The organism is Gelidibacter algens, from assembly GCF_001678675.1.
In the GTDB taxonomy this organism is placed as follows: Bacteria; Bacteroidota; Bacteroidia; order Flavobacteriales; family Flavobacteriaceae; genus Gelidibacter; species Gelidibacter algens.
On the sequence record NZ_LZRN01000081.1, the window covers coordinates 1 to 6,922 of the forward strand.

Consider the following 6,922-nt stretch of genomic DNA (forward strand, 5'->3'; position numbering starts at 1 on the left):
GATAGTTTTTTTAGTTACTGCCTTAATTGCTATACAAATAAATTCTACCTCGTCATTGGTAGTTGTTAGTTGCCCTTCAAGCTGAATTCCTTGATATAAAAAAGGAAATATATTGGCTCCTCTTGCTGTATAAATAGTTGCATTATTACTGGCAGACCCGGAACCTATAATTAAACACTTTACTCTTTCTATTGTATCAGACATAATTTCAATTTATAAGTTGAACCAATCTTTTGTTATTTCCTTTTCTATAACTATATTACTTTTATGTAAAAGCTCATTTTTGACAGCATCGTAGCTATAATCGGTTTCCCAATCTTTGATGTTGGTTGATACTTCATCTATAGCGTTGCATATAAAATCTACTTCCTTATTGGACATTGTTGGATGTATAGACATACGAACCCATCCTGGTCGCTCTACTAAACAACCTTCCAGTATCTTTTGCTCGATAGCTTTCGAAGTAAGCTTATTTGCGTTAAGCAGAAAATGACCATATGTTCCTGCGCAAGAACAACCACCTCTAGTTTGCACACCAAAACGATCATTGAGTAGTTTTACAATCAAATTGTAGTGAGCATCATCTACATAAAATGAAAAAACTCCTAACCGATCTGTATTTGTTTCTGCTAGAATATGCAGGTTTTTAATTTTTGAAAGCGCCCTAAATATCCTTTGGTTTATTTCATGTTCTTTTTTAAGAATATTTTTTACACCCATTTGTTCTTTAAGCTGAATGGCCAATGCCACTTTTATGGCTTGTAAAGATCCTGGAGTACCGCCATCTTCTCTAATTTCAATATCATCAATGTAGTCATGATCTCCCCAAGGGTTGGTATAGGTTACGGTTCCACCTCCTGGATTATCTGGCACAAGATTTTTGTATAACTTCTTATTAAATATTAAAACACCAGTAGATCCTGGCCCTCCAAGAAATTTATATGGTGAAATCATGATAGCAACTAAATACTCTTCTTCTTCCTCTGGGTGCATATCTATGTCCACATAAGGTGCTGAACAAGCAAAATCAACAAAGCAGAGCCCATTGTTTTTATGAATTATTCTTGCAATGGTCTTGTAATCTGTTTTTATACCAGTGACATTTGAGCATGCTGTTATCGATGCTATTTTTATTGGATGTTTTTTGTATTTATTCAACAGAATGATAAAACTTTCTATACAAATAAGCCCTTCGGTATTACAGGGTATCACCACTACCTTAGCCATGTTTTCTAACCATGAAGTTTGGTTAGAGTGGTGCTCCATGTGCGATACAAAAACCACTGGTCTAAAGGCATCAGGAACTTGTATGTGGTCTTTTAAATTTTCTGGAACCTTGATCCCTAAAACACGTTGGAATTTATTTATGGCCCCTGTCATCTCTGAACCAACAGTAATCAATACATCTTCTTCCGAAGCATTGACATGCTTTTTAATTATGTGTCTTACTTTGTGATATGCCAGTGTCATCGAAGACCCAGTAATAGAAGTTTCGGTATGGGTATTGGCAACAAAGGGCCAATCTCATTTAGCAACTTTTCTTCTATTGGGCGGTATAACCTTCCACTTGCCGTCCAATCGGCATAGACGATTTTCTTTTTTCCTAATGGTGACATAAATTCCTGATCTACTCCCGCAATATTATCCCTAAAGGGTTTAAAATATGACTCAAGATCAGACGTTTTGTTTTTGTTATTGAACATCTGTTTTATATTCTTGGATATTACACTCATGCTATCATTATTTTACTGTTTCCTTAAAAAAAACCGCCATGGCTAATCACACCAAGGCGATTCATACAATCAACCAATCAAAAAAAACTATCTTTATAATTCATTTAAATTTTGAAATACCTTCTTTAAGCCAATTATAATATTCATCAGCATCAGGTGTATAAGCTACAGGATCTATAAGATTGTCTTCATTATGATCCATCAACACATAAAACGGTTGTGAATTTGCTTTATACTTTATGGTTTGTAATTCGCTCCATTTCTGGCCTATATACTTTAATTTCTTTCCTTGTTTTAATTTTGAATCTACAATGTCATCAGCTTCTAACTTGCGTTTATCATCAACATACAATGAAATTAAGACGACATCATTCTTCAAAATATTCAATATTTTTTCCTTTGGCCATACATTTTGCTCCATTTTACGACAGTTGACACACGCCCAACCCGTAAAGTCTATCATTACAGGTTTACCTACTTCTTTAGCGTATGCCAAACCTTTATAATAATTATTAAAGGCTAATATATCATGTGGTGCTAATAGATGTGCACCTTCTGGCAAATCGCCATGCGCATCTGCTGACTCAGAACCACCGCCCATTTTTGTAAATCCTACCCCATAAGGAGATTCACTATATTCTTGTGGTGGTGGAAAAGCACTTATTAAATTAAGGGGTGCTCCCCAAAGCCCTGGAATCATATAAATGGTGAACGATAATACAATAAGTCCCATACTTAATCTTCCAACAGAAATATGTGTTAAAGGTGAATCATGAGGTAATTGTATTTTCCCAAAGAGATAAAATGCTAAAGCACCGAAGATGGCAATCCATATAGCTAAAAATACTTCACGCTCCAAAAAGTGTAGTTGCAATACAAGATCGGCTTGTGATAAGAATTTAAAAGCGAGTGCTAATTCTAAAAATCCTAATACTACTTTTACTGTGTTTAACCATCCTCCAGATTTTGGCAGAGAGTTCATCCAACCTGGGAACATAGCAAATAATGCAAATGGTAAGGCTATTGCTAAAGAAAAGCCCAGCATGCCAACAATAGGTGCTGTACCGCCTTTTGATGCCGCTTCCACTAGTAAAGTGCCAACTATAGGTCCTGTACATGAAAAAGAGACGATTGCAAGTGCTAATGCCATAAAGAAAATTCCTATCAATCCACTTTTATTGGATTGCGCATCAACCTTGTTAGCCCAAGATTGAGGCAACGTAATTTCGAAGGCTCCCAAAAATGACACTGCAAATACCACTAGCAATAAGAAAAATATAATGTTAAACCATACATTGGTAGCTAATCTATTTAAAGCATCAGCCCCAAATATTCCAGTTATTGCTGTTCCTAAAAGGACATAAATTACTATAATAGAAACCCCATAGAAAATGGCGTTTCTGATACCCTGAGCTTTGTTTTTACTCTGCTTAGTGAAGAAGCTTACTGTAAGTGGTATCATTGGAAACACACAGGGTGTTATCAATGCAGCAAAACCAGATAGAAAAGCAATAAAAAATATGATCCATAAACCCCTTTTGGATTCTTTGGGTGATGTTCCTTCATTTTTTGAAACTATTGAAATTTTGGTTTCTGAAGCATCATCACTTATAGCTGAATTCATATTTTTAGATAAATGAAACACCAAATCGACTTCGGTGGGTGGTAAACATTTTTCATCATCGCAAACCATAAATTCAACAAAAGCATTTATGGTGGTCTTATCTCCTAGGACTTCAATTAATTGCTCAAAAACTGCATTGTTTTCAAAGAATTTTATTTTCATTTTAAAAACAGGATCATTAATTGTATGCCCCTCTTCTTCGGACGTGTTTCCTATAATTTTAAAAGCACCGTTATTGTCATCATAGGTAAAGCTTGTTGGAAGTGGTCCGTCCTTTGGGACATCTTGTGAATAGAGATGCCAACCAGATTCAATGGAAGCAATTGAAATTAATTTATATTCCGTATCTGATATTTTTTCAACTGAGGTTGACCACTTAACAGGATTGAATATTTGAGCCTGTCCAAACCACACAACCAAAAAGGCAATTACTAGACTTGTCTTTTTTCATACATTTAGCTTTTTAAAAAAGGGTTGTAAAAATATTAACAACCCTTATAATGCTTACACTGTAGTTAATGACTAATTCAAAATATTAACTTTTAAGAACAAAGCTTAGTGAAAGACTATTATTATTTTAATTTAATGGATTTCCATCTGAATCCAATGATCCAGATTTTATGATTATTATTTTATCTAAATCTATATATTTCTTAATTACAGTATTAACCTGTTCGGTTGTAACAGCCTCGATGTCTTTAGGATATTGATCGATATAATCTGGCTCCAAGCCTCGTTCTACTAAGCTTAGTATGGTATTTGCCAATCCTGAGGTGGTGGCCATACCAACTTTAAAGCCACCTATTAAATTGGATTTTATGGCTTCTACTTCTTCTGTGGTAACGCCCTCATTTCGCCATTTTTTAATTTGTATCATTGTGGCGTCAAGCCCTTGCTGAAATAAACTTGGGTTAAACGATGCGTTAACAGTCCAATTGCCTTCCGTATAAATATGACTTCCATGAGAAGATTCTATACTATACGTTAGTCCGTCTTCATCTCTAACAGTTCGCATTAATCGTCCTGAAAATCCACTTCCCAATACATTATTTCCAATATAGAATGGTATAAAATCGGCATCTGAACGTTTTAAACCTGTATACTGACCAACAAATAGTTCAGCACTTGGTTTTTGAGGTATGGTCACCACTTCGGTTTTACCATTAACTTTATTGGGAGTTATGTACTTTATCGCTTCGGTAATTCCATTATTCCAACCACTAAAAGCCTTCTTTAAACTGGCATACAATATATTTACATCAACATCACCTACTGCAACTAGATGCATATCTTTTATACCAAAATAATTCTTATGGAATGCTTTTAACTCTGCGATTGTAGCTTTCTCAATATTTTCGATGGATTGTTCAATACTTATTGAATAATTCGGATGTCCTTCTGAGTAAATGTTTTGAGAAAATACTATGTTTCCTTTCGTCCATGGATCGGAAAGCCCTTGTTTCAAGTTCCCTTTCATCTGTTCTATTAAGATATTAAATTCCTGTTCATCAAATAGAGGAAATCGTAATTCTTCTGCTAACAGATTGACAACCATGTTTATGTCTTTTGCTAGACACTTAAATCCAAAATTAACATTATAGGTATCTGCATCTACCGATAAACTAACACCTAATTTTTCCAATTTTTCAGAAAATTGGAATTTATTGTTCTTTGTAGTCCCTTTGCTTAACATGCTAGTTGTTAAGGATGGGATTGCTTCATTTTTTTTTGTGTTAAAGTAGGCAGCGATTGGAAAACTTGCTGCTACAGTTACAAACCCCTTTGCGCCAGTTTTAGACGTAATTACGTCGATGCCTGCTACTTTTTTTCTGGTATAATCCAGTTTAGAGAGGACAGCAATTGTCGGAACTTCAAATGACGACTTATTAGACGTTTTGACGGCAACTTCTTCAGAAACATTTTCCTTACTTATAGGTTCACTTTCTGTGTTTCTATAATAATATTTAGAATCGTTTTGTATGTAATTAGAAGCGTGTTTTTCTTGATTCTGGTTAGATCCAGCAGCTTGAGGAATATAGTATCCCGTAGTACTTTGATCTTCGACCAAATAAGTTTTAGCAACCCTCAATACATCTTCTACTGTTACCATTTTAAGTCGTTCTTCTCCATTAACATAATCTGTCCAATCTCCACCTGCAATAGCTTCATTAAGCTCACCAGCTATTCTGCCAGAACCGTCCTTTGCTAAAATTGTTTGTGTATTTAATTTCCCTACAACTCTATCAACATCGGTTTGTTGTATACCAGATTCGATAAATTTTGTAATAATAGAGTCTATCTTTAATTCAAGGTATTCGTGTTTTTTAGATGGATTAAATCCTGCGCCAATAGTAAAAAGACCGACTTCTTGAAAGTTGCTAGCGTCTGAATACACATAAAAAGCTTCACCCGTATCTATCAACTCTCTATTTAAGGCTGAAGATGGCCCTGAACCTATAAGTTGACCCAAAACTTGCAGAGCAGGTAAATCCTCATGTAAACGACCAGGAATTTTATAACCCTTTAAAATAACCGACATCTGTCCTGGTTTTTTAATAACAACCCTACGTGGTCCGTATTGTAGTGGCTCTTCAGTATAAGGTTGAGGCATTATATGAGGCGCCTTTGTTATTTTACCAAAATACTTATCAATTAATTCAAAAAGACTTTCTTTTTGAAAATCACCAATAATGGTAAGGGTTGCATTATCTGGCCAGTAATATGTATTATAAAAATCCCTTAATGTTTCTATAGGTGCTTTTTCGATATCAGAGCGCCATCCAATAGTAGAATGATGGTAGGTGTGTGCCATGTAGGCTGATGCCCAAACTTCTTTATTTAAAACACTATTTGGGTTATTTTCACCACGTTCAAATTCATTACGAACCACAGTCATTTCGGTATCCTTGTCTTCCTTTAACAATAACGAATTACGCATTCTGTCTGCTTCAATTTGTAAAGGAAGTGCTATTTTATCACTTGGGATGGTCGTGTAATAGTTTGTGCGGTCATTCCAAGTAGTGGCGTTCATTTGTGCGCCTATTCCTTGCAATACAGAAGAAATGGCATTCCCATTTCTCTTATTGAACGTAGGTGTGCCCTTAAACATTAAATGTTCCAATAAATGAGTAGAACCGGTATTTCCCGAAATTTCATGCTTGGAACCAACGCGATACACAATTTGAACAGTTACAACTGGAGCTGAATTGTCTTGAAGCAACAACAAATTCATACCATTAGGAGTGTATAAATATTCTGATATTCCTCCTAGTTCTTGAACCTTATCGAATTTTGAAATTATATCTTGTGCACTAACAAGTTGTAAAGAAAATACAACTGAAAAAGTTAACACGAATGTTTTGAGTGTATTCTGTAGTATTGTCATAAATATTTTTGATTAATGTTATAATACTAATAAAGAGTCATAAATGAGATTATACCCTTATTAATGAATGTTAAATTATTCTTAGCAAATTCAAAAAAACGCTATTCAGTATTGTCAATGAAAAGTCCACCACTAATTGTGACCGTTTTTTCAATGTTCCAAATTAAATAGTACGTTTAT

The 6,922-nt window shown here is 34.7% G+C and carries 2 protein-coding genes and 2 pseudogenes; all 4 read right to left on the bottom strand.

Going from position 1 to position 6,922, the window contains the following annotated elements:
- Window positions 1–204: pseudogene (locus A9996_RS18755) on the bottom strand (hypothetical protein); the annotation flags it as partial.
- Between the two features lie 9 nt (window positions 205–213).
- Window positions 214–1,703: pseudogene (locus A9996_RS18760) on the bottom strand (aminotransferase class V-fold PLP-dependent enzyme).
- Window positions 1,704–1,833: 130 nt separating this feature from the next.
- A complete protein-coding gene (locus A9996_RS18765; protein WP_428838894.1) occupies window positions 1,834–3,771 on the bottom strand; it encodes a protein-disulfide reductase DsbD family protein in 1,938 nt (645 codons plus the stop codon).
- Window positions 3,772–3,934: 163 nt separating this feature from the next.
- Entirely contained in the window at window positions 3,935–6,742 is a 2,808-nt protein-coding gene (locus A9996_RS18770) for a M16 family metallopeptidase (protein ID WP_083994036.1), read from the bottom strand.
- Window positions 6,743–6,922: the final 180 nt, after the last annotated feature.